Raw genomic sequence first — 24,502 nt, 5'->3', positions numbered from 1 at the left:
GGCCATGGATCTTGGACTGAAGGACCGGGTGTACGTCGTCACGGGGGCCACCCGGGGACTGGGCAACGCGGCGGCGCGTGAGCTGGTGGCCGACGGGGCGAAGGTTGTTCTGACCGGGAGGGATGCTGAGCGGACCGTCGCTGCGGCTGCCGAGCTGGGGCCGAATGCCGTGGGGGTGGCCGTCGACAACGCCGATCCGGAGGCGGCCGCACGGCTGATCGCCGCGGCGCGTGAGCATTTCGGTGGGTTCGACGGCATTTTCATCAGTGTCGGGGGGCCGCCTGCCGGCTTTCTCGCCGACAACACGGATGAGCAGTGGCAGGCCGCGTTCGAGTCGGTGTTTCTCGGTGCTGTGAGGCTTGCCCGGGCGGCAGCGGCGGAGCTCGATGAGGGCGGGGTCATCGGGTTCGTACTGTCGGGGTCGGTGCATGAGCCGATTCCGGGGCTGACCATTTCGAACGGGCTGCGGCCGGGGCTCGCCGGGTTCGCCAAGTCCCTTGCGGACGAGTTGGGGCCGCGGGGGATTCGGGTTGTCGGGTTGCTGCCGGCTCGGATCGATACGGATCGCGTGCGCGAGCTGGATGGCATGTCGGCTGATCCGGAGGCCACTCGGGCCGCCAACGAGGCGCGGATTCCGTTGCGGCGGTATGGGGCGCCGGAGGAGTTCGGGCGTGCGGCGGCGTTTTTGTTGTCTCCGGCCGCGTCTTATCTGACGGGGATCATGTTGCCTGTGGATGGCGGGATGCGGCACGGGTTTTGAGCGCCATCGCCGTCTGACGGGTCGTGGGGGCCGGCCGCGCCCACGCGGCGGAGCCGCATATCGATACAGCCCCGCGCCCCTTTCGGGGCGCCTCAACTGACCCTTTCAGCACCGTGCTTGACGCCCCGCAAGCGGACCTCTGTCGGCAATGATGCGAGGCCCGCTGAATTGCGGGCGTGGGTCAGGGCCTGGGCCGTGAGGTCGTTCAAAGCGGTCCCCGGGTCCACATGCGGTTCCAGCAGCAGCCGTACCCGGGCCTCGGGGGCGCTGCGCCTGCCCCGCAGGTGCACGTGGGCGCGGTGGACGCCCTCCAGGGTCGCCGCCTCGTTCGCCAGGACGGTCTCCAGCGCCCGGCCCCGCAGCAGTGCGCCCTCGCCGTCGCCGGTGTCGACCAGGACCTCGGCGAGGCGGCGTCGGCGCAGGTTCGCGGTCAGCCACCACAGGGCGAGCAGGACCAGGACGGCCAGTACGGCGATCACGGTCGGCCACCACCAGCCGTCGTCCCGCCAGCGCGTCCGCTCGGCGTCGCTGAGCAGGACGTCGTGCCGGCTGTCGTGGATCCACCAGGACGGAGGGTCCAGCCCGAGTCCCACGGCCAGGACAGAGCCGCCGATCACGAGCAGCACCAGCCCGACGATCCCGATCAGCACCCGGTTGACGACCCTGAGCACGGCCCTCACCCCTTCCGTCCGAGCCGCCGTACATGCACCGACAGCGAGGGCGGCCGGGCCAGCCCCAGGCCCCTGATCGCTTGGGCGAGCGTGGCGTCCAGGTCGGCGCGTACGTCGTCCAGTTCGCGGAAGTGCGAGACCGCGCGGACATCGGCCTTGGCCCGGCGCATCCGTACCCGGACGGACTGGACCCCGGAGACCTCCATGGCCCGGTCGCGCAGGACGAGGGCGGCCAGGTCGCGGTGGAGTCCGGCGCGGACGTCGGCGTGGGTGCGCCCCATCGGCAGGACCGAGCGCAGGCCGGGCGTGACGGCCAGGACCAGCAGCCACAGGCCGAGGACCGCGGCGACGCCCGCGCCGACCAGCACCCAGACGTCGTCCAGGGGGCGCTCGGCGAGCTGCTGGGCCAGTTCCCGGCGCCCTCGCATGGCGGGCCGGTCGGCGCGCACGGCGGCGATGTCGTACAGGAAGATGCCGGCGGCCAGGAAGAGCAGGAGCGCTGTGATCGCGGCCGGGATCCGGCGTGCCGACCAGAAGCGGCCCTCGCCGCCGCCCTTGTCGTCGACCGGGGGCGGCGGCTCGTAGGACGCTGCCGACGCCGACTGGTCGAGCGGGTCGGGTCCGGTCTCCTTCTCGATGACCGGCAGTCGTTGTGTGGTGCCCTCGGAGCCCTGGGACTCGCTCATCGCGTCCTCCCGTGTGCCGCGCCCTGCCCGGGCGCCGGGTGCAGCCGCTCCACGTGCACGGCGACCTCCGGCACCTCCATACCCACCAACGCGCCTACCCGTTCCACGACATGCCGACGCACGGCCGCGCACCGGGCACCGATGTCGGTGGGGTAGTCGAGTTCGAGGTGGACGCGGACGCGGGCGGTCTCGTGGGCGACGACGACATCGGCGTACGGCCGGGCGGCGTCCTTGGCCGGCGCCCCCACCGCCTCCCGTGCGGCCTGCGAGGCGATCTTCGCGACGACCCGGTCCGCGATCCGGGTCGCCCCGCGTTCGCCCGGCGGGACGACAGGAAGAGCTCTGCCGAGCTCACCGGCCTCACCGGCCCCCGCGGTCACCGGCCTCACCGCCGCCGTTCGTCACGGCGCCGGAAGAAGTCACCGAGCTCGTACTCCCCCTCCAGGAACCGCCCGACGACGAAACCGACGGCGCCCAGGGCCGCCACCAGCAGGAAGGCGCCGAATCCGCCGAAGTACCCGGCGAAGCCCAGTGCCATGCCGGCGATCATGCCGACCACGGCCATGCTCATGGTGCGCTCCTCAGCTCCTCAGCGGCTCCCGGCCACCGAGTTGTCGGTCGCCGACGCCTCACTGGATCCGGCGCTCCGGTTCCTCTTCCTCTTCCTCCGGAAGCTTCACGTCACTCACCGCGATGTTGACCTCGACAACTTCGAGGCCGGTCATCCGCTCGACGGCGGTGATCACGTTCTCGCGCACGTCCCGGGCCACGTCGGCGATCGACACGCCGTACTCGACGACGATCTCCAGGTCGAGCGCGGCCTGCACCTCGCCCACCTCGGCCTTCACCCCGCGCGTCACCGACTTCGCCCCGCCCGGCACCCGGTCGCGCACGGCCCCGAAGGTCCGGGCCAGTCCGCTCCCCATGGCGTGCACACCGTCCACATCGCGTGCGGCCATACCGGCGATCTTCTCGACGACGCCGTCCGCGATGGTCGTACGTCCCCGGGTGCCGGGGTCTCCCCCACCCCGCCTGACCGCCTGGGTCTTCCGTGTGCTGAGGGCCTCGCCCTCCGTTCCTCGGCTCTGCTCCGTCGTCTCAGTCATGGCCGTACGTCCCTTTCGGTTGCCGTCCATCGACCACGTTAATCACGGTTACGCGATCGCGCGCCAGGGATGCGGCAGGCTGGAGGAATGACGGCGGACCGATGGACGCAGGCAGTGAAACGGCAGCTCGGCCTGGGCAGACTCCTGCCCCTGGGCAGCCCGCACGACGGCGCGTGGATCGCCGAGGCGGCGGCCGAGGCAGTGCTGCGGCGCGCGACCGAGGACATGCGCGGGGTACGGCTGGACGCGCTCCGGATCGCGCTCATCGACCCGGACGGCGCCGACGAGGCGGCCGTACCGCCGCCGCCCAGCGCCCTGCCGCCCGGTCGGCTCCTGGTGACGGCGGATTTCGCGGCGACGGCGACCGACCCGCTGCCGACGACGGCGGAACGGCTGCGCGAACTGCTGACCGCAGCGGCGACGGAACGCCTCGGTCTGACGGTGACCGAGGTGGACCTACGAGTGACGGCCCTGCTCGACGAGGACGCGGAACCCGCGCCCGTACGGCAGCCTGAGCCGGCGCAGGCCGCCGAGCCCCAGAACCCCGACGAGGAGCGCATCGCCGCCGCGGCCCTGGCGGTACCGGGCGTGACCCGACTGACGGGCGCCCTGGGCGGATTGGGCCGTGCGGTGCACATCGAGGAGCGGCAGGACGAGACCGCCCTGCCGCGCCTGCACGCGCGCGTGGAGATCGCGGTGAGCGCGGACCACCGGGCCGTGGAAGTGGCCCGGGAGGTCCGCAAGAGAGCGGGAAACGCGCTGCCGGATCACCCGACGGTGGCGGTGCTGATCACCGCCGTCGGCTGATCGGCACATGGCTCATTCGCCGAGGCCGGCCAGGTCCCGCAGCCGCCGCGCCTGTGCGGCACGCTCGGCGCCGCGCTGCTCGTCGTACACACGATCCACGGCACCACGAAGCAGCGCCTTGGTCTCGATCACGGCATCCCGCGGCGCGGCCACGACCGCCCCCGCCAGATCCCGTACGGCGTCGTCGAGCTGCTCGGCGGGCACCGCGAGGTTGGCCAGCCCGCTGCTCACGGCCTCCTCGGCCAGCACGAAGCGGCCGGTGACACAGATCTCCAGCGCACGGCCGTATCCGACAAGGCCGACCAGCGGATGGGTGCCCGTCAGGTCCGGCACCAGCCCGAGGCTGGTCTCGCGCATGGCGAACTGCACGTCGTCGGCGACGACGCGCACGTCACAGGCGAGTGCGAGCTGGAAGCCCGCCCCGATGGCATGGCCCTGTACGGCGGCGATGGACACGATGTCGTTGCGCCGCCACCAGGTGAAGCCCTCCTGGAACTCGGCGATGGCAGCGTCCAGTTCGGCATCGCTGCTGCGCGCGAGATCGATGAAGGAGCGTTCGCCCTCGATCCCCTCGGGCGTGAACATCTGCCGGTCGAGCCCCGCGGAGAAGGACTTGCCCTCACCACGCAGCACGACCACACGCACGCTGCCCGGCAGCAACTGCCCGGCCTCGGCGAGCGTCCGCCACATGGCGGGGCTCTGTGCGTTGCGCTTGGCCGGGTTGTTCAGCGTCACCGTGGCGATCGCGCCGTCGACGGTGAGCTGTACGCCGTTCTTGTCGAGCAGGGGAGCGAGTTCCTGGTCGGACGAAGCCATGGGGTGCCTCCGATGAGTGCGGTCATCACGGGATGCCCGGAGGGCACCCCCTAAGTGACTGCACAGTAACCACCCGGCCGATCAGTTGACCGACCGGGTGGCCACCATCGAAGCCGATGGGCCGCCCGGTCTCAGCCGGCGGCCTTCTTGCCTCGTGTCGCACCGCCACGCCCACGAAGCGTGACGCCCGACTCGCTGAGCATCCGGTGCACGAAGCCATACGAGCGGCCGGTTTCCTCGGCCAGTGCCCGAATGCTCGCACCGGAGTCGTACTTCTTCTTCAGGTCTGCCGCGAGCTTGTCGCGCGCGGCGCCGGTTACCCGGCTGCCCTTCTTCAGAGTCTCGGCCACCCGTGCCTCCTCATGGGAAGTGCGCTCTGGTCCCCTCATGATCACCCCTCCGGGCCTTCATGGCCACCCATTCGGCAAGGTCCGTGAGACATGGTTTTGACGACAGGAGCACATCCCCACATGCGGAATCTGAAATTCCGCAGCGAGTTGTCCGTACGGCCGAACGGGTTCTTTCGCGAAGTACCAGGTCAGGGACGCGCGACGGCCGAGCCCTTGTCGATAAAGGACTCGGCCGTGAAATCGATGTAGTACACACCTCGGTACGAGGAGATCTCACACAGATGATGGATCACCGATAGGCCGAATGATCCATACGCTGTTGATCACGCATTCGATCAAGCCAGGGCGACGAGATCCGCGTAGTCGGCGCCCCACAGGTCCTCGACGCCGTCCGGCAGCAGAATGATCCGCTCCGGCTGGAGCGCCTCCACGGCGCCCTCGTCGTGGGTGACGAGCACGACCGCGCCCTTGTAGGTGCGCAGCGCGCCGAGGATCTCCTCGCGGCTGGCCGGGTCGAGGTTGTTGGTGGGCTCGTCGAGGAGCAGGACGTTCGCCGAGGAGACGACGAGGGTCGCGAGGGCGAGGCGGGTCTTCTCGCCGCCGGAGAGGACACCGGCCGGCTTGTCGACGTCGTCGCCGGAGAACAGGAACGAGCCGAGCACCTTGCGGACCTCGACGAGGTCCATGTCGGGGGCCGCGGAGCGCATGTTCTCCAGGACCGTGCGGCCGGCGTCCAGGGTCTCGTGCTCCTGGGCGTAGTAGCCGATCTTGAGCCCGTGGCCGGGGACGACGGCGCCGGTGTCGGGCTGCTCGGCGCCCGCCAGCAGGCGCAGCAGGGTGGTCTTGCCGGCACCGTTGAGGCCGAGGATGACGACCCTGGAGCCCTTGTCGATGGCCAGGTCGACGTCGGTGAAGATCTCCAGCGAGCCGTACGACTTCGACAGGCCCTCGGCAGTCAGCGGGGTCTTGCCGCAGGGCGCGGGCTCCGGGAAGCGGAGCTTGGCGACCTTGTCCGAGACGCGGACCGCGTCGAGGCCGGCGAGCAGCCGGTCGGCCCGCTTCGCCATGTTCTGCGCGGCGACGGTCTTGGTGGCCTTCGCCCGCATCTTGTCCGCCTGCGAGTGCAGCGCGGCGGCCTTCTTCTCGGCGTTCTGCCGCTCGCGCTTGCGGCGCTTCTCGTCGGCCTCGCGCTGCTGCTGGTAGAGCTTCCAGCCCATGTTGTAGACGTCGATCTGGGCGCGGTTGGCGTCCAGGTAGAACACCTTGTTGACGACCGTCTCGACCAGGTCGACGTCGTGGGAGATCACGATGAAGCCGCCGCGATAGGTCTTCAGGTAGTCGCGCAGCCAGACGATCGAGTCCGCGTCGAGGTGGTTGGTCGGCTCGTCGAGGAGCAGCGTGTCGGCGTCCGAGAACAGGATGCGGGCCAGCTCGATACGGCGGCGCTGACCACCGGAGAGCGTGTGCAGGGGCTGGCCGAGCACCCGGTCGGGCAGGTTGAGCGCGGCGGCGATGGTGGCGGCCTCGGCCTCGGCGGCGTACCCGCCCTTGGTGAGGAACTCCGTCTCCTGGCGCTCGTACTGCCTCAGGGCCTTCTCACGGGTCGCGCCCTGGCCGTTGGCGATGCGCTGTTCGTTCTCGCGCATCTTGCGGATCAGTACGTCCAGGCCGCGCGCGGACAGAACGCGGTCGCGGGCGAGGACGTCGAGGTCGCCGGTGCGGGGGTCCTGCGGGAGATAGCCGACCTCGCCGGAGCGGCTGATGGTGCCGCCGGCGGGGATGCCCTCGCCGGCGAGGCACTTGGTGAGGGTGGTCTTGCCGGCGCCGTTGCGGCCGACGAGGCCGATGCGGTCACCCTTGGCGACGCGGAAGGTCGCGGACTCGATGAGGACGCGCGCACCGGCGCGCAGCTCGATACCGGAGGCGGAGATCACGGACAGACTCCAGGGCGGGGGTAGGTGGCGGGATGGGCGGCTGAGGACGTTCCCGCCGTCTAATGCGCGAGGAGAATGGCCATGGGAGCCAGTCTAACGGGGCCGTGCAACCACTTTTTCTGGGTTCAGGTGTTCGGGCCGGGGCCCGCCGCCTTCCCCGACGACTTCATTGCCGAGCGGTCTGCGCTGCGGGGTGACCCGTCCCAGGTCGTCCACGGCGATGAGCTGGGCGGTCCAGGCCGCGTGGGGGCAGGGCTGGGCGATGAGAAGTGTCCCGGCGTGATGTACGGCACGTGCGGGCTCGAACGCACAGCCCTCACGGGCGGGCAGCACCCAGCGCAGATCGCCGTCGGCGATGCGGTACGCGGAGACGCGGCGCGGCGTCACGACGGCGAGGATGCCGCGTCCCAGGGGGCGCAGGACGCCGGTGCCGCCCTGGGCCGGGAGCCACTCGCCGGCCGCGGGCAGGGCGCGGTGCCAGCGCACGGAACGGCCGTCGGTGTCGGTGACCATGCCGTCGTCCCAGAGCGTGATGGCCTCCATGCGCGCGTGGAGCGACATGCGCGTGCGGAGTGACATGAGCGGGCGCCGGTCTTTGCGGGTGTAGCGCCAGAGGGTGTCGCCGGTGCGGGGGGCGTAGGCCTCGACGGTCGTGGCGCGTGGGCGCAGTTCCGTCGGGGGCGGTGGGTTCCCAAGCGGTGCGGTGACGTGGCGCACGCGCGCGTGGACGGCATGGACGGCGTGGACCGTGAGGTGGTCGCCGTAGGGGACGGGGCGTGCGTGGTGGGCGAACGCCAGGAGCGGGACAGCGAGGAGAAGAAGGAGGAGGAGAAGAGCGAGAGCCGTCGGCAGCAGCAGCCGGGAGCGGGGGGACGCGGAGCGCTCGGGGGCCGCGCCGAGCGCCGCCGCGGTCGCTTCGGTCTCCTGGACCGGCAGAGCGGCCACCACGCCCCCTTGGAACCCGTCTCGGAGCCTTCTCGGAGCCTTCTCGGCCCGTTTCGGACCCGCTTCCGCGGATCCGGCGCAGAGCGTAGCCATGGCTGTGGCGGGTGGCGGGGACTTGCCGACGGGACACGGCGAGCGGACGCAGGCCTGTCCCCCGTCCGGCCCCGCGCCCGGGCGCCCGCCCCAACCCGGCAGCGGGCATGCGCCTTCGGTGCGCGGGCCGTTGTCAGTGGTCGCTGCAAGACTTGGCTGTGGGTCGGAATTCCGGCAGTCGACGGCAAGGATCACTGCGATTGATCACGAAGGGGTGATCGGCATGGCAGGCACGAGCGGAGGGCGTCCGAGCATCTACCCGACGCTGCTGTACGCGGACGCGAAAGCGGCGCTCAAGCAGCTCACGGAGGCCTTCGGGTTCACAGAGCTTGCGGTGTACGAGGACGAGGACGGCTCGGTGGCACACGCCGAGCTGGTGCAGGGCAACGGCGCGGTGATGCTCGGCTCGAAGGGCACCGGCAGCGCCTTCGACAAGGCGATGAAGGACGCGGGCACCACCGGGGTGTACGTCGTCGTGGACGACGTCGACGCACACCACCGCCGGGCCGTGGAGCACGGCGCGGAGATCCTGATGCCCCCGACGGACCAGGACTACGGCTCGCGTGACTACATGGCCCGGGACGTTGAGGGCAATGTGTGGAGCTTCGGCACCTACGCCCCTGAGATAGCGGGCTGAGCGCCGGTCCGGCTCAGCTGCCCCCGGTGTGCACCTGGAAGGCGGCGCGACGTACGGCCTTCGCGAGCGCGGGATCGGGGTGCGCGGCGGCGAGCGCGACCAGGACCTGCACGGTGCGCGGGTGACCGACGGCACGCACCTCGTCCAGGAGCATCGGCACCGTCGGCTGCACCGCGGACTCCAGGTGCCGTACGAGCATCGGGGCCTCGCCGTGGTCGGCGACGGCGGCGGCGGTGTCGACCCACAGCCAGGTGGCCTCTTCCCGGGTGAGCACCTCGTGGGCGTCCTCGGGGTCGATGCCGTCGTGCTCGGCGAGCCAGAGCAGGGCGTACGGCCGCAGGGTCGGCGCGTCGTGGACGGCGCGTACATCGGGCTCGGCGGGGGCGCCGACGACGCGCAGGGCCTCGAAGGCGAGGCCGCGCAGCAGGGCGTCCTCGCCTCGGGCGGCGTCGAGGAGTTCGGTGACGGCGCTGCCCACGGGGCGGGCGGCGAGCCAGGCGCGGTATTCGTCGCGGGCGGCGTTCGGGCGGAGCTGTGCGCAGCCGCGGAGCATGTCCTCGGCGGACTGCTCGATGTTCCCGGCGGGGCTCTGGGCGGCGACGCAGATCTGCTCCAGCTTGACCCAGACCGCCCAGTTGCCGAGGGGGGTGAGGGTGGCCTGGCCGTCGCCGTAGGTGAGGGCGCCGACGGAGGCGAGGGCGTGCAGGGCCCAGTCGAGGAGGGCGGCGAGAGGCGTGTCGTCGGCGGACGCTGCGGTGTCGGCGACCGGCTCGGGCTGAGGGCCGTAAGGAATCTCGCAGCGCTCGGTGCGCAGTTCGGTGACCCGCTGTTCCAGCAGGTCCAGGAGTTGCTCCACCGGGACCGGCCCGGCGGACAGCTGCAGGAAGGAGAGAACCTGGGGCATGGCAGAGACGACGTCGGCCACGGCGGAGCCGTGCGCATGCTGCTCGGGTTCCGGGTGCGCGAGCGACCAGGCGTCGAAGAGGGCGACCCAGCCGCGCAGTACGGCGCTGTCGTCACGGTCCCAGGCGCGCAGCCGCCAGCCGGAGCGGGCGCTGTCGCCATGCACCTCGATGAGGCCCGCGAGGCGGGCGGTGTCCCAGTCCGCGCGGACCTGAGCGACGGTCAGGCCGAGGTCCTGGGCCGCGCGTTCGGCGGTCGCGTCGGAGAGAGTGCCCTTGCCGTCGGGGCTCGCACCGTCACGGCCGGGGCGCAGCGCGACGTCGGCCCAGTGGGCGACGCGGGCCGCGGTGGCCAGACCGGAGCGAGCCATTCTCGCCAGCTCGGCCCGGGCCGGCGTGCCCTCCGGTGGGCGGGGTGCGGGGCGGCGTGGGCGCCGCTGGTTCACAGCTCTGGGGGCGGCGGCCAGGGGTCGCGGGCGGACGAGTCGAAGCCTGGAGTCGCGCGGGATACGGGACGTCACGGGTGCAGTCTTCCGGTTGACGGTCCGAAAACCCAAACGGAATGTCACGAGGGGCGACGGGGATGGCCAACGCACGGGGCCCTGCGGGCGGCGAGGGACCGATAACAGGCCAGTGGTACGGCGTTAAACGGAATCTGTGCGACCGGTGCGGGAGGAGGGAGGCGAAGGGGAGCAGCGGCGCAGGGGGAACGAGGCTGGGAGCGGTGGTAGGAGGGGGCGGCGGCGCGAGGCGGAGGGGGCGGCGGGTGCGGACGGGTGTGGCACCGCCGAGCGCGCCTGTCGGGTTGAGCGCCGTCGCGGCGTGGGGGGAGGGGGCGGGGGAAAAGGGGGGGGAGGGCCGTCTGAGCAAGCGGCCGCGGTGGAGTGGTCTGGGCGGGCCGCATGCCGGCGGGCCCATGAGTGTCACATGAGCGGTGTGATGAAGCGGCGCAGGGACTCCTCGTAGGACTCGGGGTCGGCGTTCCACATGGCGGCGTGGGGAGCGTGCTTGACGGTGTTGAGGGCCACCAGGTTGGGGTGGGCGTCGGCCAGGCGGCGGGAGAGGGTCCAGGGGGCGACCCTGTCGCCGGGGCCGTGGAAGATCAGAGTCGGCACCGTGAGGCGGTCGGGAGCGCCGGTCTCGGTGCCGCGGTCGGTGTTGAGGCCGGCGCGGCCCTGTGCCGCGCGGACCGCGAGCGGCAGCAATGCGCTCGGCGTGTGGCGGGCCGTGGCGAGGGCACGCAGTGTGGCTTCCCAGCTGAGCACCGGGGAGTCCAGGACGAGGCCCGAGACATGGTCACGCAGCCCCGAGTGCGCGGCGGCGCGCAGCGCCATCGTCGCGCCGGTGGACCAGCCGAGCAGGACGAGTTGCTTGGCGCCGTACCGCACGGCGTAGCGCATGGCCGCGTCCAGGTCGCGCCACTCGGTCTCGCCGAGGTGGTTCAGGCCGTCCGGTGGGCGGGGTGCGCCGATGTCTCCGCGGTAGGCGAGGGCGAGGACCGGGAAGTGGCGGCCGTTGAGGAACTTCATGACGTTCATGGCGTGTTCGCGGGTGGTGCCGAGGCCGTGCACCGCGATGACCCAGGTGTCGCGGGCGCCGGGGACGAACCATGCGGGCAGGGCGCCGAGTTCGCCGGGGATGTCGACGTCGGCGTGGTCGAGGCCGAGGGCGGCGCTCGGGTTGCCGACGTGGACGTTCGGGGTGAGCCAGACGCTGTCGCCGGGGCGGAGGGTGCCGTGCGTGACGCGTTCCAGGCGGCGTACGACGGTGTCGGCGGAGTGGTTCGCCGCGGCGAGGACGGGGCCGACGACGGCGTGCGAGCCGTCGCCGGAGAGGCCGTAGGTGCCGGGGCGCAGGGAGGCCAGGTCGCGGGTGAGCGCGATCTGGCCGGCGGCCGTGGCGTGCACGGTGAGCCTGGGTTCGGTGGGCAGGGGCCTGCCAGGGGGCGCCTTCAGCGCGGCGCCGCTGGCGAACCGCCCGGCGGCGACGCTCACGGCGCCGGCGGCGAGAGCCACGGTGACGGCAGCGGCCGTCGTTTTGACAGTGCGCACGGGTCCAGTGTCCGGGTGGACCCGAGGACCGGCCAGTGGGAGGGACTCCGTCGGCTGAACCGAGTCACGGGGCGCCGCAGCTTGCAAGGGATCCGGCGTCGCTGCGGGCCCCTGCTGGCGGCTGCCGCCCCCAGACCCCCGCTTCGGCCCTGACCGGCATCGAGGAAACCGTCATCCCCGCTGCCCATACCCCCGCAGCCGCTCCGCCGCCTCCGCCACCTGCCCCTTCGACAGCAGCGTCGGCGCCAGCCCCGGTACCGAGGACGCCGTGAGCCACAGGCGGGACATCCACTCGAGTTGGGCCGTGCGGTCGTAGGCCTGGTCCAGGGTCGTGCCGTAGGTGATCGTGCCGTGGTTCTGCAGGAGGCAGGCGGTGCGGTCGGTGAGGGCACGGAGCATGTTCTCGGCCAACTCCTGGGTGCCGTACGTCGCATACGGGGCAATCCGGACGGGGCCGCCGAGGGCGCCCGCCATGTAGTGGATCAGCGGGAGCTCCGGCACCAGGGTCGAGACGGCCGTCGCGTGGACCGCGTGGGTGTGGACGACCGCACCGGCGTCCGTGGCGCGGTACACGGCGAGGTGCATGGGCAGCTCGCTCGTCGGCACCAGCGCGCCCAGCACCTGCCTGCCGTCCAGGTCGACCCCTGTCACGTCCTCGGACGTCAGGCGGTCGTACGGCACTCCCGACGGCGTGACCAGCACCGTGTCACCGACGCGCACCGAGACGTTGCCGGAGGTGCCGACGACCAGCCCGTCGGACACGGTCCGGCGGGCCGTCGCCACGAGGGCCTCCCAGGCGTCCGCCTCCTCGGGGCGCACACGCCTGCCCCATGACTCCCCCACTTCCTGTGCGCCCTCCCGCGCATCCCGCACGCCCCGCCGGTCCCCCTGATCCCGCTGCTCCTCAGCCATACGGCGATCCTGCCAGCCGTGACCGCGACGCGCCCTCAAGTCGCAGCCGAGCCGGGGCACTTTAGGGCGGAAGACCGACGTCCGGAAGAGTGCATATACGGATACATCACTCTCTTCTCATGCTTGGCCGGAGATCGATCGGCATTCAATGACCTCCCAGTAATCTCTGGGTGATTTGTCGTGCACGTCGCCATTCCGGGGGGAAATATGGCTCGTGATCGCAAACCGTCCCGTCACCGCTCCCGCCTCATAGCGGTATCCGTGGCCGCGCTCGCCCTCGGGGGGACCGCACTCGCCGAGATTCCGGCCGCGGCGGCCGGCAAGCCCAAGGGACATGACGTCTCGTCCCACCAGAAGAACGTCAACTGGCAGAGCTCGAAGGCGAAGGGCGCCAAGTTCGTCTACGTCAAGGCGACCGAGTCCCACACCTACCGCAACCCGTACTTCAACCAGCAGTACAACGGCTCCCGCAACGCGGGCCTGATACGCGGCGCATACCACTTCGCGCTGCCGAACAAGTCGTCGGGCCAGGCGCAGGCGGCGCACTTCGTGCGCAACGGCGGCGGCTGGAAGTCGGACGGCTGGACTCTGCCGCCCGCGCTCGACATCGAGTACAACCCGTACAGCAAGCACAAGTGCTACGGGCTGAGCAACGCGAAGATGGTCACCTGGATCCAGTCCTTCAGCAATGAGGTGAAGCGGCTGACCGGCCGCCGTCCGGTGATCTACACCACGACGCACTGGTGGAACACCTGCACCGGCGCCAGCCGCGCCTTCGCCTCGAATCACGCGCTGTGGATAGCCCGCTACGACTCCGCGACCGCGGGGGCGCTGCCGGCCGGATGGCAGTTCTGGACCATCTGGCAGTACGACAACGCCAGCGGCAGCCTGCCGGGTGACCAGAATCTCTTCAACGGGTCCATGACCCAGCTGAGGAAGTTCGCCCGAGGCTACTAACCCTTGGGGCGCCTGGGCCGCGCGTGGGACCAACGGGGTCAGCGGAGCGGGATCCTCCGCTTCCGGCAGAACAACACTCCCCGGCGGACACCGTGCGGCCTGCCTCAGTTCATCTTCCGTTCACCCAGGTTACCTACGTTCGTCCAGCCAATGACCTCGAACGATTGCCTGGGTAAATGGAAAACTTCTCGCTGATCCTCGCGATTGTGGTGGTAACCGCACTCGCGTTCGATTTCACGAACGGTTTCCACGACACCGCCAACGCGATGGCCACGACCATCTCGACCGGTGCGCTCAAGCCCAAGGTCGCGGTGGCCATGTCCGCCGCGCTGAACCTTGTCGGCGCCTTCCTCTCCGTGGAGGTCGCCAACACGATCTCCAAAGGTCTCGTCGACGAGACCGGCATCCGTCCCGAGGTCATATTCGCCGCGTTGGTCGGCGCGATCCTCTGGAACCTGCTGACCTGGCTGGTCGGTCTGCCCTCCAGCTCCTCGCACGCCCTCATGGGCGGTCTGATCGGCGCCACCATCGCCTCGGCCGGCTTCGGCGCGGTCCACGGCGACGCGCTCGTCACCAAGGTGCTGATCCCGGCGATCGCCGCCCCGCTGGTCGCGGGCATCGCCGCGCTGCTGGCCACGCGCCTGACCTACACCCTCGGCAAGAAGGCCGACGGCAACGCCGCCAAGAAGGGCTACCGCGCCGGCCAGATCGCCTCCGCCGGCCTGGTCTCGCTGGCCCACGGCACGAACGACGCGCAGAAGACGATGGGCATCATCACCCTCGCCCTGGTCGCCGGCGGCACCCTCGCCCCCGACTCCGACCCGCCCATGTGGGTCATCCTCTCCGCCGGCCTGGCCATCGCGCTCGGCACCTACCTCGGCGGCTGGCGCATCATCCGCACCATGGGCAAGGGCCTGACCGACCTCCAGCCGCAGCAGGGCTTCGCCGCCCAGACGAGCGCCGCGACGGTCATCCTGGCCTCTTCCCACCTCGGCTTCTCCCTCTCCACCACGCACTCCGTCTCCGGCGCGGTGATGGGCGCGGGCCTCGGCCGCAAGGGCGGCGTGGTCCGCTGGTCGACGGCCACCCGGATGTTCGTCGCCTGGGGCCTCACGCTTCCGGCCGCCGCCCTGGTCGGCGCGCTCGCGGAGTACGTCACGGGCTTCGGCGCCTGGGGCACGACCCTCGTCGCGATCTTCCTGGTCGCCTCCAGCGTCGCCATCTGGAAGATCTCCCGCCGCGAAGTCGTCGACCACACGAACGTCAACGAGAGCGACGAGCCGGCCGGCGTCGTCACCACGGCGATGGCCGCCGTGACCGTGCCGCCCGCGGGCAGCACGGCGACCGAGGACCTGGCGGCCACGATCCCGGCCCCGTCCTCCGAACCGGCGCCTTCGCAGGCCACCGTCTGACCCCCACCCGGTTACTCACCCCAGTTACTCAGGAAGAAGAATCATGAAGATCGACTGGGCGGCCCTCGGCTCCGTCTTCGGCGTCAGCCTCGTGGTCACGGTGGCCCTGGTGGGCCTGTTCACCCTCGGCATCGCGGGCCTGTCCCGCCAGGAGAAGGCCTCGGCCCAGGGCAGCTCGGCCGCTCTCGCGCTCACCGGCGCGTACGCCTGCTTCGCGGCGTGTGCGGCGGCTGTGGGGTACGGGATCTATCTGATCGTGGCCTGAGCCGGCGCGATCTGACGTACGGCATCCACCGGGCGGATGCGGGGACTGTGTTCCTCGCACCCGCCCGGTCTGCGTGTACCGGCTTCACGGAACGCCACTCGTCACAGGGAAATTCGCCCGGAGTTCGGTCCACGGGGCCCCGGCGAAGTGCCGGCCGAGGTCACTCGTGTGGGGTTCTGCACACTCTCCCCTCGCAGGTCAACGGCAAGTTGACGCCCCTTCCAACCCCGTGGTGGACTGCCGGGGCCATGTACGGCAGCAGGAGAGGAAGCCGGTGGAAGTCCGGCGCGGTCCCGCCACTGTCACCGGGGTAGAAAGCCCCGGGAGCCAGGAACTCTCGCCGCCGGTCTCGTCGAACCAGGGCGTGGACACCCTGAGTGAGGACATAACGCGATGCTCGCCTGCCGATCGACATGCAGTATCAGACCCGCGTCTGACCCAGCGGTCGGCTGACCCCGATGCGTGCCGATCGCGTCTTCGCGTACGGCGCCACCGCCGGACTTCTCGGTGATCTGCTGCTCGGCGACCCTCGCCGGGGGCATCCGGTCGCCGTGTTCGGGCGGGCCGCCGCCGCTGTGGAACGGGTGATGTGGCGCGACCACCGCGCCTGGGGTGCGGTGCACACCGCCGTGTGCGCCGGAGGTGCCGCTGCCGTCGGAGCGCTCGCCGCTCGTGTCGTACGTACGTCCCCTGCCGCCTCCGTCGCGTTGACCGGCGCCGCCACCTGGGCGGTCGTCGGGGGGACTTCGCTCGCCCGGGAGGCCCGGGCTGTCGGGCGTGCCCTGGAGGCCGGGGACGTCGAGAAGGCCCGGGAGAGGCTTCCGCATCTGTGTGGGCGGGATCCGCAGGCGCTGGACGCGGACGGGATCGCCCGGGCGGTCGTGGAGTCCGTTGCCGAGAACACCTCCGATGCGGTGGTGGGGGCCCTCGTATGGGGAGCCGTCGCAGGGGTGCCCGGGCTCGTCGGGTTCCGCGCCGTGAACACGCTCGACGCCATGGTGGGGCACAAGTCGGCCAAGTACCGGCGCTACGGGTGGGCTTCGGCTCGGCTCGACGACGTGGCCGGGTGGCCGGGGGCGCGGCTCACCGCCGTACTGGCCGCTGTCGCCGGGGGTGACCCCCGGGGTGCCGTACGCGCCTGGCGCGCCGATGCCGCCAAGCACCCGAGCCCCAACGCCGGGCCCGTCGAAGCCTCGTTCGCCGGGGCCCTCGGGGTGCGGCTTGGCGGGACCCTGTCGTACGGCGGGCGGGTGGAGCACCGGCCCGTGCTGAACGGGGCCGCCGGACGGGCCGTTCAGGTCACGGACATCGAGCGTGCCGTACGTCTCTCGCAGCGCGTCAGCTGGCTGGCGCTGGGCGTGTGCGCCGGCGCGCGACTCCTGAAGAGAGGGCGTACGTCATGAGCGGGGGTCTCCTGGTCGCCGGTACCACCTCCGACGCCGGCAAGAGTGTCGTCACCGCCGGGATCTGCCGGTGGCTGGTGCGGCAGGGGGTCAAGGTCGCGCCGTTCAAGGCGCAGAACATGTCCCTCAATTCGTTCGTGACGCGGGAGGGTGCGGAGATCGGGCGGGCGCAGGCCATGCAGGCCCAGGCCTGTCGGGTGGAGCCGACCGCGCTCATGAATCCCGTGCTGCTCAAGCCCGGTGGCGAGCAGAGCAGTCAGGTCGTGCTCATGGGCAAGCCGGTCGGTGAGCTGAGTGCGCGCGGCTATCACGGGGGGCGGCAGCAGAAACTCCTCGGGACCGTGCTCGACTGTCTCGCCGAGTTGCGGGGCACGTATGACGCGGTGATCTGTGAGGGGGCCGGTTCTCCCGCCGAGATCAATCTGCGGCGGACGGACATCGTGAACATGGGGATCGCGCGCAACGCGCGGCTTCCCGTGCTTGTCGTCGGTGACATCGACCGTGGCGGGGTCTTCGCCTCGTTCTTCGGGACGGTCGCGCTTCTCTCCCCCGAGGATCAGGAGCTCGTCGCCGGGTTCCTCGTCAACAAGTTCCGGGGGGACGTCAGCCTGCTGGAGCCCGGGCTCGACATGCTGCACGGGCTCACCGGGCGGCGGACGTTCGGCGTGCTGCCCTTCCGGCACGGGCTCGGCATCGACGAGGAGGACGGGCTGCGGGTCTCCCTGCGGGGAGCGGTTCGGGAGTCCCTGGTCTCCGCCCCCGTGGGTGAGGACGTGCTGCGCGTCGCCGTCTGTGCCGTCCCGCTCATGTCCAACTTCACCGACGTCGACGCCCTCGCCGCCGAGCCGGGTGTCGTGGTGCGGTTCGTGGACCGGCCGGAGGAGTTGGAGGACGCCGATCTGGTGGTGATCCCCGGCACTCGCGGGACCGTCCGCGCCCTGGAGTGGCTGCGGGAGCGGGGGCTGGCGCAGGCCGTCGTCCGAAGGGCCGCCGAGCAAAGGCCCGTTCTCGGGATCTGCGGCGGCTTCCAGATCCTCGGCGAGCACATCGAGGACGAGGTCGAGAGCCGACAGGGGCATGTCGACGGGCTCGGGATCCTTCCCGTACGGGTGCGGTTCGCCCGGGAGAAGACCCTGACCCGGCCGACCGGGGAAGCCCTCGGTGAGCCCGTCGAGGGGTACGAGATCCATCACGGGGTCGCCGAGATCAGCGGCGGCACCACGTTCATCTCTGATGGCCATGGGCACAGCCTGGACGGCTGCCGGGTCGGTCAGACCTGGGGCACGCACTGGCACGGCTCGCTGGAGTCGGACGGTTTCCGGCGGGCCTTCCTGCGTGAGGTGGCGGCCACCGCGGGCCGCCGTTTCGTGCCGGCCGCCGACACCTCGTTCGCCGCGCTGCGCGAGGAGCAGCTCGACCGGCTCGGCGATCTGATCGAACAGCACGCGGACACGGACGCGCTCTGGCGGCTCATCGAGTCGGGCGCGCCGCAAGGACTGCCTTTCATTCCACCGGGAGCGCCCGCATGAGCACTGTGTTGTTGTTGTCGACCGCCGACACGGATCTGCTGGCGGCCCGCGCCGCCTCCGGTGCCGCCTACCGGATCGGCAACCCGACCCGCGTGGACGTCGAGAGCGAGCTGCCCGCGCTGCTCGACGGCGCGGACCTCGCCGTCGTGCGGCTGCTGGGCGGCAAGCGGGCCTGGGAGGACGGGCTCGCCAAGCTGAAGGCGTCCGGTGTCCCGACCGTGCTGCTGGGCGGCGAGGCCGTCCCCGACGCCGAGTTGATGGCCGAGTCGTCCGTCCCGGCCGGTGTCGTGGCCGAGGCGCTGAAGTATCTCGTCGAGGGCGGGCCCGCCAACCTCACCGAACTCGCCCGGTTCCTCTCCGACACCGTGCTGCTGACGGGCGAGGGGTTCGTCGAGCCGCAGAAGATGCCGGAGTACGGCGTCCACGGCGAGCGTCCCCTCGTCGACGGCCGTCCGACGGTCGGCGTGCTCTTCTACCGGGCCCATGAGCTGAGCGGCAACACCGCCTTCGTGGACACCCTGTGCGACGCCATCGAGGCGCGGGGCGCCAACGCCCTTCCCGTGTACTGCGGTTCGCTGCGCGGCGCTGCCCCGGAACTCTACGAGATCCTCGGCAAGGCCGACGCGCTCGTCGCCACCGTCCTCGCCGCCGGCGGCACGCACGCCTCGCAGGCGTCGGCGGGCGGCGACGAGGAGGCGTGGGACATCGGTGCCCTCGCCGACCTCGACATCCCGGTCCTGCAGGGCCTCTGCCTCACCTCCAGCCGCGCTGCCTGGGACGAGTCCGACGCGGCCCTCTCCCCCATGGACGCGGCGATGCAGGTCGCGATCCCCGAGTTCGACGGCCGCCTCATCACCGTCCCCTTCTCCTTCAAGGAGCAGGGCCCCGACGACGTACCCGTGTATGTCGCCGCCCCGGAGCGGGCAGCGCGCGTCGCCGGGATCGCCGTACGGCACGCGCAGTTGAAGCACAAGCCGAACGCCGACAAGAAGCTGGCGCTCGTCTTCACCGCCTACCCGACCAAGCACTCGCGCGTCGGCAACGCGGTCGGCCTCGACACGCCCGCGTCGGCGGTGCGGGTGCTGGACGCCCTCAAGGACGCCGGGTACGGGCTCACCGAGTACCCCGCGGGCGGCGACGAGTTGATCCACCGCCTCATCGAGGCGGGCGGGCACGACGTCGAGTGGCTCACCGAGGAGCAGTTGGCTTCCGCGCCCGCGCGCGTGCCGCTGGCCGACTACCGGGCCTGGTTCGACAAGCTGGACCCGGACCTCAAGCAGGCCATGCTGGAGGCCTGGGGCGAGCCGCCGGGGTCGCTGTACGTCGACGGGGACGACATCGTCCTCGCCTCGCTCCAGTTCGGGAACGTCGTCGTGATGATCCAGCCGCCGCGCGGCTTCGGCGAGAACCCGATCGCGATCTACCACGACCCGGACATGCCGCCGTCGCACCACTACATGGCGGCCTACCGGTGGCTGGAGGCTGCAAAATCGGAGGGGGGCTTCGGAGCCGACGCGATCGTGCACATGGGCAAGCACGGCACGATGGAGTGGCTGCCGGGCAAGGGGCTCGGGCTCAGCGGCGGTTGCGCTCCGGATGCCGTGCTCGGTGATCTGCCGCTGATCTACCCGTTCATCGTCAACGATCCCGGCGAGGGCACCCAGGCCAAGCGCCGCGGTCACGCCACCGTCGTCGACCACCTCGTGCCGCCGATGGCGCGCGCCGACACCTACGGCGACCTGGCCAAGCTGGAGCAGCTCCTCGACGAGTACGCGCTCGTCTCCGACCTGGACCCGACGAAGGCGCCCGCGGTCCGGGCGCAGATCTGGACGCTGGTCAAGGCGGCCGAGCTCCACCACGACCTGCATGTCGACGAGCAGCCGGACGACGAGGCGTTCGACGAGTTCGTCATGCACATCGACGGCTATCTGTGCGAGATCAAGGACGTGCAGATCCGCGACGGTCTGCACATCCTGGGTGGCGGTCCGGTCGGTGAACCGCGCGTCAACCTCGTGCTCGCCGTGCTGCGCGCCTCGCAGGTGTGGGGCGGGCAGGCCAATGCCCTGCCGGGGCTCCGCGCTTCGCTGGCCGCTCATTTCGGGCTCGACGAGAAGGAGCTGCTGGGCGAACCGGGTGCGCCGGTGAAGGTGCCGGTGGAGCTGTCCGACCTCGTCGAGGGCCCGTCGCGTACCGCCGCCGACGCGATCGACCTGCTGGAGCAGCTGTGCCGGCGGATCGCGGAGGGGATGGAGGAGCGCGACTGGGCGGTCGCGGAGAGCCGTCCTCTGGTGCGTGCCGTCGTCGGCACCGAACTCCCCGACGCCGTCGCCGTGGTGGAGTTCGCCTGCAACGAGGTCGTGCCCCGCCTGGCGAGGACCACCGACGAGATCGGCCACATCCTCAAGGCCCTCGACGGCGGTTACGTCCCCGCCGGTCCGTCGGGTTCGCCGACGCGCGGGCTCGTGAACGTGCTGCCGACCGGCCGTAACTTCTACTCCGTCGACCCCAAGGCCATCCCGTCCAGGCTGAGTTGGGAGGTCGGCCAGTCGCTCGCCGACTCGCTGGTCGCCCGCTACCTCCAGGACACCGGCGAGTACCCGAAGTCCGTCGGCCTGACGGTCTGGGGCACGTCCGCTATGCGCACCCAGGGCGACGACATCGCCGAGATCCTGGCGCTGCTGGGCTGCCGGCCGGTGTGGGACGACGCCTCGCGCCGGGTGACCGGCTTCGAGGTCGTCGGCCTGGAGGAACTCGGGCGGCCGCGCATCGACGTCACGGTGCGCATCTCCGGCTTCTTCCGGGACGCCTTCCCGCACGTGGTCGGGCTGCTCGACGACGCGGTGCGGGCGGTGGCGGAGCTGGACGAGCCGGCCGACCGGAACTTCGTGCGCGCCCACGCCGACGAGGACACCGCCGAGCACGGCGACCGGCGGCGCGCGACGGCCCGTATCTTCGGCTCCAAGCCGGGTGCGTACGGCGCCGGTCTGCTGCCGCTGATCGACGCCCGGAACTGGCGTTCCGACGCCGACCTGGCCGAGGTGTACGCCGTCTGGGGCGGCTACGCCTACGGGCGCGGGCTCGATGGGCGGGCGGCGCGCGGGGACATGGAGACCGCGTTCAAGCGGATCAACGTCGCCGCGAAGAACGTCGACACGCGCGAGCACGACCTCGTCGACGCCGACGACTACTTCCAGTACCACGGCGGCATGGTCGCGATGGTGCGGCACCTGACGGGCGCCAACCCCGAGGCGTACGTGGGTGATTCGGCCACTCCCGACCAGGTGAAGACCCGCACGCTGGGCGAGGAGACGCACCGCGTCTTCCGGGCCCGCGTGGTCAACCCCCGCTGGATGGCGGCCATGCGGCGGCACGGCTACAAGGGCGCCTTCGAGATGGCGGCGACCGTGGACTACCTCTTCGGCTACGACGCCACGGCGGGCGTGGTCGACGACTGGATGTACGAGAAGCTGTCGGCCGAGTACGTCTTCGACGCCGAGAACCGGGACTTCATGAAGAAGTCCAACCCGTGGGCGCTGCGTGGCATCACCGAACGGCTCCTGGAGGCCGCCGACCGCGGGCTGTGGGCCGAGCCGGACGCGGACACGCTGGAGCGGCTGCGGGCCACCTACCTGGAGCTGGAAGGCGACTTGGAGGGCGACGAGAAGTGACAACTCCCTTCCCTTTCACGGCCGTTGTCGGCCAGGACGATCTGCGGCTGGCGCTGCTGCTGAACGCCGTGTCACCGGCGGTCGGCGGTGTGCTGGTGCGCGGCGAGAAGGGCACGGCCAAGTCGACGGCCGTACGCGCGCTTTCGGCGCTGATGCCCCAGGTCCCGGTCGTCCCCGGGTGCCGTTTCTCGTGCGACCCGACCGCTCCCGACCCGGCGTGCCCGGACGGGCCGCACGAGGCGGGGCCGGGTGCCGAGCGCCCTGCCCGCATGGTCGAACTCCCCGTCGGCGCCTCCGAGGACCGGCTGGTGGGCGCGCTGGACATCGAGCGGGCGCTGGCCGAGGGCGTGAAGGCCTTCGAGCCGGGTCTCCTCGCGGACGCCCACCGCGGAATCCTGTACGTCGACGAGGTCAACTTGCTCCACGACCACCTGGTCGACCTGCTGCTGGACGCGGCGGCGATGGGTGCCTCGTACGTCGAGCGCGAGGGCGTCTCCGTACGGCACGCCGCCCGTTTCCTGCTCGTCGGGACCATGAACCCCGAAGAGGGCGAGCTGCGGCCGCAGCTGCTCGACCGGTTCGGGCTGACCGTCGAGGTCGCGGCCTCGCGGGAGCCCGACCAGCGGGTGGAGGTCGTACGGCGGCGGCTCGCCTACGACGACGATCCGGCCGGCTTCGCCGCGCGGTGGGCGGACGAGGAGGCCGCCGTACGGGCGCGGATCGTGGCGGCACGGGAGCTGCTGCCGTCGGTGCGGCTGGGCGACGGGGCGCTGCGGCAGATCGCGGCGACCTGCGCCGCCTTCGAGGTCGACGGGATGCGGGCCGACATCGTGATGGCCCGTACGGCCACCGCGCTGGCCGCGTGGGCCGGGCGGACCGATGTGCTCGCCGAGGATGTGCGGCAGGCGGCGCTGCTGGCGCTGCCGCACCGGCGACGGCGCAATCCCTTTGACGCGCCGGGGCTCGACGAGGACAAGCTCGACCAGACGCTGGAGGAGTTCTCCGGTGAGGGCGAGGGCGACGAGGATCCCGACCCCGACGGGCCCGGCGGAGGTGGCGGACAGCCGCCGTCCGAGGGACCCCAGGCCGACGGTGGTTCCGGCGCCCGGCCCGAGGCCGGCGAGGGCGGGGAGCCGCAGGCTTCCGGGGCCGGGGAGCAGACTCCCGTACGGGCGTCCGAGCCGTTCCGGGCGAAGGTGCTGAGCGTGCCGGGCATCGGTGAGGGTGCCGCCGGGCGGCGTTCGCGGGCGCGGACGGAACATGGGCGCACCACGGGGGCTCGGCGTCCCCGAGGGGCCCTGACCAAGCTGCACTTGGCGGCCACCGTGCAGGCGGCCGCGCCGCATCAGCGGGCTCGGGGGCGGTCCGGGCGGGGTCTCGTCGTGCGCCGGGACGATCTGCGGCAGGCCGTGCGGGAGGGGCGCGAGGGCAATCTCGTGCTGTTCGTCGTGGACGCCTCCGGGTCGATGGCGGCCCGGCAGCGGATGAGTGCGGTGAAGGGGGCCGTGCTGTCGCTGCTGCTGGACGCGTATCAGCGGCGGGACAAGGTGGGGCTCGTGACGTTTCGCGGGTCGGCCGCCGATGTCGCGCTGCCGCCGACCTCGTCGGTGGATGCCGCCGCGGCTCGGCTGGAGTCGCTGCCGACCGGTGGGCGTACTCCGCTGGCGGCCGGGCTGCTCAAGGCCCATGAGGTGCTGCGGGTGGAGCGGCTCAGGGATCCGGCTCGGCGGGCGCTCGTCGTGGTGGTGACCGATGGGCGGGCCACGGGTGGGCCGGAACCGGTCGCGCTCGCGGGGCGGGCGGCTCGGTTGTTCGCGGCGGAGGGCGTCGCGTCCGTGGTGGTCGACTGCGAGTCGGGGCCCGTGCGGCTGGGGCTGGCCGGGCAGCTCGCGGGTGAGCTGGGGGGTGCCGCGGTGACGCTGGACGAGTTGCGGGCGGACTCCATCGCCGGGCTGGTGCGGGATGTGCAGGGTGTGTCGAAGAGGAGGGCCGCATAGTGCCTCAGGGTCAGCCGAGTGTGGTGCCGAACGATGGACTGACGACTCGTCAGCGTCGTAATCGGCCGCTTGTCGTCGTGCACACGGGCGTCGGGAAGGGCAAGTCGACCGCTGCGTTCGGGCTCGCCCTGCGCGCCTGGAACCAGGGGTGGCCCATCGGGGTGTTCCAGTTCGTCAAGTCGGCCAAGTGGAAGGTCGGCGAGGAGAAGGCGCTGCGGGTGCTCGGTGCCAGTGGTGAGGGCGGGTCCGTCGACTGGCACAAGATGGGTGAGGGCTGGTCATGGGTGCAGCGTGACGATCAGATGGACAACGAGGACAAGGCCCGGGAGGGCTGGGAGCAGGTCAAGCGGGACCTGGCTGCCGAGACGTACAAGCTGTACGTGCTCGACGAGTTCGCCTACCCGATGCACTGGGGGTGGGTGGACACCGACGAGGTCGTCGATGTGCTGCGGAATCGGCCCGGGAACCAGCATGTGGTGATCACCGGGCGGAACGCGCCCGAGAAGCTCGTCGAGTTCGCCGACCTCGTGACCGACATGTCCAAGGTGAAGCACCCCATGGACGCAGGTCAGAAGGGCCAGAGAGGCATCGAGTGGTGATC

General features: G+C 71.5%; 23 protein-coding genes and 1 riboswitch. Of the genes, 11 read left to right on the top strand and 12 right to left on the bottom strand.

Annotation, left to right across the window (positions count from 1 at the left end):
* Positions 1 to 4: 4 nt before the first annotated feature.
* Positions 5 to 760, top strand: coding sequence for an SDR family oxidoreductase (locus ADL12_RS34550; RefSeq protein WP_062709663.1), 756 nt, complete (start codon positions 5 to 7; stop codon positions 758 to 760).
* 92 nt (positions 761 to 852) lie between these two features.
* On the opposite strand, the gene amaP is transcribed toward ADL12_RS34550, so the two are convergent.
* From amaP to ADL12_RS34525, 5 genes are read right to left on the bottom strand one after another with little or no spacing between them, the layout of a single operon-like run.
* On the bottom strand, positions 853 to 1,440 hold the full coding sequence (gene amaP / locus ADL12_RS34545) for an alkaline shock response membrane anchor protein AmaP (protein ID WP_208614676.1): 588 nt from the start codon (positions 1,438 to 1,440) through the stop codon (positions 853 to 855).
* Positions 1,437 to 2,117, bottom strand: coding sequence for a DUF6286 domain-containing protein (locus ADL12_RS34540; protein WP_062709657.1), 681 nt, complete (start codon positions 2,115 to 2,117; stop codon positions 1,437 to 1,439). Before ADL12_RS34540 ends, amaP begins: the two co-directional genes overlap by 4 nt.
* Positions 2,114 to 2,506 (bottom strand): Asp23/Gls24 family envelope stress response protein, encoded by a 393-nt coding sequence (locus ADL12_RS34535; RefSeq protein WP_425265176.1) that lies wholly within the window; start codon positions 2,504 to 2,506, stop codon positions 2,114 to 2,116. Before ADL12_RS34535 ends, ADL12_RS34540 begins: the two co-directional genes overlap by 4 nt.
* Positions 2,503 to 2,688 (bottom strand): hypothetical protein, encoded by a 186-nt coding sequence (locus ADL12_RS34530; RefSeq protein WP_062709653.1) that lies wholly within the window; start codon positions 2,686 to 2,688, stop codon positions 2,503 to 2,505. The genes ADL12_RS34535 and ADL12_RS34530 overlap by 4 nt, the downstream gene beginning before the upstream one ends.
* 58 nt (positions 2,689 to 2,746) lie before the next feature.
* Positions 2,747 to 3,223 (bottom strand): Asp23/Gls24 family envelope stress response protein, encoded by a 477-nt coding sequence (locus ADL12_RS34525; RefSeq protein WP_062709650.1) that lies wholly within the window; start codon positions 3,221 to 3,223, stop codon positions 2,747 to 2,749.
* A gap of 87 nt (positions 3,224 to 3,310) precedes the next feature.
* Here ADL12_RS34525 and ADL12_RS34520 point away from each other — a divergent pair, with 87 nt between their 5' ends.
* On the top strand, positions 3,311 to 4,030 hold the full coding sequence (locus ADL12_RS34520) for a hypothetical protein (protein WP_062709647.1): 720 nt from the start codon (positions 3,311 to 3,313) through the stop codon (positions 4,028 to 4,030).
* A gap of 12 nt (positions 4,031 to 4,042) precedes the next feature.
* Here ADL12_RS34520 and ADL12_RS34515 read toward each other — a convergent pair whose 3' ends face one another.
* The 4 genes from ADL12_RS34515 to ADL12_RS34500 form a co-directional block, all read right to left on the bottom strand.
* Positions 4,043 to 4,846, bottom strand: coding sequence for an enoyl-CoA hydratase/isomerase family protein (locus ADL12_RS34515; protein ID WP_062709644.1), 804 nt, complete (start codon positions 4,844 to 4,846; stop codon positions 4,043 to 4,045).
* A gap of 131 nt (positions 4,847 to 4,977) precedes the next feature.
* Entirely contained in the window at positions 4,978 to 5,196 is a 219-nt protein-coding gene (locus tag ADL12_RS34510) for a helix-turn-helix domain-containing protein (RefSeq protein ID WP_019758351.1), read from the bottom strand.
* A 335-nt stretch (positions 5,197 to 5,531) separates the two neighbouring features.
* Positions 5,532 to 7,130 (bottom strand): ABC-F family ATP-binding cassette domain-containing protein, encoded by a 1,599-nt coding sequence (locus ADL12_RS34505; RefSeq protein WP_062709640.1) that lies wholly within the window; start codon positions 7,128 to 7,130, stop codon positions 5,532 to 5,534.
* 93 nt (positions 7,131 to 7,223) lie between these two features.
* Positions 7,224 to 8,075 carry a hypothetical protein gene (locus ADL12_RS34500; protein WP_208614675.1) on the bottom strand — a complete coding sequence of 284 codons (852 nt, stop codon included), beginning with the start codon at positions 8,073 to 8,075 and terminating at the stop codon, positions 7,224 to 7,226.
* A gap of 316 nt (positions 8,076 to 8,391) precedes the next feature.
* Here ADL12_RS34500 and ADL12_RS34495 point away from each other — a divergent pair, with 316 nt between their 5' ends.
* Positions 8,392 to 8,805 carry a VOC family protein gene (locus tag ADL12_RS34495; protein WP_062709695.1) on the top strand — a complete coding sequence of 138 codons (414 nt, stop codon included), beginning with the start codon at positions 8,392 to 8,394 and terminating at the stop codon, positions 8,803 to 8,805.
* 13 nt (positions 8,806 to 8,818) lie between these two features.
* Here the strand turns inward: ADL12_RS34495 and ADL12_RS34490 are convergent, their stop codons facing one another.
* The 3 genes from ADL12_RS34490 to ADL12_RS34480 all read right to left on the bottom strand — a co-directional run bounded on the left by ADL12_RS34490 (position 8,819) and on the right by ADL12_RS34480 (position 12,670).
* Entirely contained in the window at positions 8,819 to 10,228 is a 1,410-nt protein-coding gene (locus ADL12_RS34490; protein WP_079052435.1) for a hypothetical protein, read from the bottom strand.
* A gap of 402 nt (positions 10,229 to 10,630) precedes the next feature.
* Positions 10,631 to 11,758 carry an alpha/beta hydrolase gene (locus tag ADL12_RS34485; RefSeq protein ID WP_062709634.1) on the bottom strand — a complete coding sequence of 376 codons (1,128 nt, stop codon included), beginning with the start codon at positions 11,756 to 11,758 and terminating at the stop codon, positions 10,631 to 10,633.
* 171 nt (positions 11,759 to 11,929) lie between these two features.
* A complete protein-coding gene (locus ADL12_RS34480) occupies positions 11,930 to 12,670 on the bottom strand; it encodes a class II aldolase/adducin family protein (RefSeq protein ID WP_062709631.1) in 741 nt (246 codons plus the stop codon).
* A gap of 207 nt (positions 12,671 to 12,877) precedes the next feature.
* Between ADL12_RS34480 and ADL12_RS34475 the strand changes: the two genes are divergently transcribed.
* The 8 genes from ADL12_RS34475 (at position 12,878) to cobO (ending at position 24,500) form a co-directional block, all read left to right on the top strand.
* On the top strand, positions 12,878 to 13,627 hold the full coding sequence (locus ADL12_RS34475) for a lysozyme (RefSeq protein WP_062709629.1): 750 nt from the start codon (positions 12,878 to 12,880) through the stop codon (positions 13,625 to 13,627).
* Between the two features lie 176 nt (positions 13,628 to 13,803).
* Positions 13,804 to 15,039, top strand: a complete 1,236-nt coding sequence (locus ADL12_RS34470) for an inorganic phosphate transporter (protein ID WP_062709625.1) — start codon at positions 13,804 to 13,806, stop codon at positions 15,037 to 15,039.
* Between the two features lie 43 nt (positions 15,040 to 15,082).
* A complete protein-coding gene (locus ADL12_RS34465; RefSeq protein ID WP_062709622.1) occupies positions 15,083 to 15,304 on the top strand; it encodes a hypothetical protein in 222 nt (73 codons plus the stop codon).
* A gap of 216 nt (positions 15,305 to 15,520) precedes the next feature.
* A riboswitch (cobalamin riboswitch) is annotated at positions 15,521 to 15,660 on the top strand.
* 102 nt (positions 15,661 to 15,762) lie between these two features.
* Entirely contained in the window at positions 15,763 to 16,707 is a 945-nt protein-coding gene (locus ADL12_RS34460) for a cobalamin biosynthesis protein (protein ID WP_062709620.1), read from the top strand.
* Complete coding sequence (locus ADL12_RS34455; protein WP_062709618.1) at positions 16,704 to 18,236, top strand: cobyric acid synthase; 1,533 nt, start codon at positions 16,704 to 16,706, stop codon at positions 18,234 to 18,236. Before ADL12_RS34460 ends, ADL12_RS34455 begins: the two co-directional genes overlap by 4 nt.
* Entirely contained in the window at positions 18,233 to 21,904 is a 3,672-nt protein-coding gene (gene cobN, locus ADL12_RS34450; protein WP_062709617.1) for a cobaltochelatase subunit CobN, read from the top strand. Before ADL12_RS34455 ends, cobN begins: the two co-directional genes overlap by 4 nt.
* Positions 21,901 to 23,901, top strand: a complete 2,001-nt coding sequence (locus ADL12_RS34445; protein ID WP_062709615.1) for a putative cobaltochelatase — start codon at positions 21,901 to 21,903, stop codon at positions 23,899 to 23,901. Before cobN ends, ADL12_RS34445 begins: the two co-directional genes overlap by 4 nt.
* The gene (gene cobO, locus ADL12_RS34440; RefSeq protein ID WP_062709612.1) at positions 23,901 to 24,500 is read left to right on the top strand and encodes a cob(I)yrinic acid a,c-diamide adenosyltransferase; all 600 of its coding nucleotides are present in this window, start codon (positions 23,901 to 23,903) and stop codon (positions 24,498 to 24,500) included. Before ADL12_RS34445 ends, cobO begins: the two co-directional genes overlap by 1 nt.
* The last annotated feature ends 2 nt before the right edge of the window (positions 24,501 to 24,502 follow it).

The organism is Streptomyces regalis (assembly GCF_001509475.1).
GTDB lineage: Bacteria > Actinomycetota > Actinomycetes > Streptomycetales > Streptomycetaceae > Streptomyces > Streptomyces regalis.
Note: the sequence above shows the minus strand (reverse complement) of the source record. Positions and strands in the feature narration are given on the sequence as shown.

Coding starts and splice junctions, on each gene's coding strand:
- ADL12_RS34530 (WP_062709653.1), bottom strand. CDS start 2,688: ATGAGCATGGCCGTGGTCGGCATGATCGCCGGCATGGCACTGGGCTTC.
- ADL12_RS34480 (WP_062709631.1), bottom strand. CDS start 12,670: ATGGCTGAGGAGCAGCGGGATCAGGGGGACCGGCGGGGCGTGCGGGAT.
- ADL12_RS34540 (WP_062709657.1), bottom strand. CDS start 2,117: ATGAGCGAGTCCCAGGGCTCCGAGGGCACCACACAACGACTGCCGGTC.
- ADL12_RS34515 (WP_062709644.1), bottom strand. CDS start 4,846: ATGGCTTCGTCCGACCAGGAACTCGCTCCCCTGCTCGACAAGAACGGC.
- ADL12_RS34460 (WP_062709620.1), top strand. CDS start 15,763: ATGCGTGCCGATCGCGTCTTCGCGTACGGCGCCACCGCCGGACTTCTC.
- ADL12_RS34465 (WP_062709622.1), top strand. CDS start 15,083: ATGAAGATCGACTGGGCGGCCCTCGGCTCCGTCTTCGGCGTCAGCCTC.
- ADL12_RS34455 (WP_062709618.1), top strand. CDS start 16,704: ATGAGCGGGGGTCTCCTGGTCGCCGGTACCACCTCCGACGCCGGCAAG.
- ADL12_RS34475 (WP_062709629.1), top strand. CDS start 12,878: ATGGCTCGTGATCGCAAACCGTCCCGTCACCGCTCCCGCCTCATAGCG.
- ADL12_RS34525 (WP_062709650.1), bottom strand. CDS start 3,223: ATGACTGAGACGACGGAGCAGAGCCGAGGAACGGAGGGCGAGGCCCTC.
- ADL12_RS34470 (WP_062709625.1), top strand. CDS start 13,804: ATGGAAAACTTCTCGCTGATCCTCGCGATTGTGGTGGTAACCGCACTC.
- ADL12_RS34520 (WP_062709647.1), top strand. CDS start 3,311: ATGACGGCGGACCGATGGACGCAGGCAGTGAAACGGCAGCTCGGCCTG.
- cobN (WP_062709617.1), top strand. CDS start 18,233: ATGAGCACTGTGTTGTTGTTGTCGACCGCCGACACGGATCTGCTGGCG.
- ADL12_RS34495 (WP_062709695.1), top strand. CDS start 8,392: ATGGCAGGCACGAGCGGAGGGCGTCCGAGCATCTACCCGACGCTGCTG.
- ADL12_RS34550 (WP_062709663.1), top strand. CDS start 5: ATGGATCTTGGACTGAAGGACCGGGTGTACGTCGTCACGGGGGCCACC.